Consider the following 922-nt stretch of genomic DNA (forward strand, 5'->3'; position numbering starts at 1 on the left):
GGGCGCGCTGGCGCAGCAGGCGGGGCGGCTGGTGAGGCTGCCGGGCCTGCTGCTGCCCGGGCTGGTCGATCTGCATGTGCATGCGCCGCAATATCCGCAACTGGGCAAGGGGCTGGACCAGTCGCTGGAGGTCTGGCTGCAGCGTTACACGTTTCCGCTGGAGGCGCGGTACGCGGACAGGCTGTTCGCGCGGCGCGTCTATCGGCGGCTGGTGGGCGACCTGCTGGCGCAGGGGACGACGACGGCGCTGTATTTCGCCAGCCGTCATGCCGACGCGACCTGCGAACTGGCCGATGCCTGCCTGGAGGCCGGGCAGCGGGCGCTGGTGGGGCGGGTGGTGATGGACAACCCCGAGCAGTGCCCCGATTTCTATCGCGACGAATCGGTCGAGGCGGGGCTGGAGGCGACGCGGGCGGTGGCGGCGCATATCCGCGCGCGGGCGGGCGCGGACGGCATGGTGCGGCCGGTGATCACGCCGCGATTCCTGCCGTCCTGCACCGACGGGATGCTGCGCGCGCTGGGGCGGATGGCCGAGGAAAGCGGCTGCCACGTGCAGACCCATTGCTGCGAGAGCGACTGGGCGCGCGATTACGGCCAGGCCCGGTTCGGGCGGAGCGACGTGGCGGTGCTGGACGGTTTCGGGCTGCTGACCCGGCGTACCGTGCTGGCGCATGCCAATTTCATGACCGGACCCGACATGGAGCGGGTCGCGCTGCGGGGCGGGGCGGTGGCGCATTGCGCGCTGTCGAACGCGTGGTTCGCCAATGCGGTCTTTCCGTTGCGCGCGGCCCTGGCCAAGGGGGTGCGGGTAGGACTGGGAACGGACATCGCGGGTGGGCCGTCGGCCTCGCTGCTGGCGGCGATGCGCATGACGGTGGCGGCGTCGCGCATGTTGCAGGACGGGGTGGACCCCGCCCGTCCG

The 922-nt window shown here is 72.1% G+C and carries 1 protein-coding gene; it reads left to right on the forward strand.

From position 1 onward, the window contains the following. On the forward strand, positions 1-922 hold a 922-nt coding region (locus tag HUK84_RS20250), incomplete at both ends, for an amidohydrolase family protein (RefSeq protein ID WP_176641800.1).

Source organism: Nguyenibacter vanlangensis (assembly GCF_013376155.1).
GTDB lineage: Bacteria > Pseudomonadota > Alphaproteobacteria > Acetobacterales > Acetobacteraceae > Gluconacetobacter > Gluconacetobacter vanlangensis.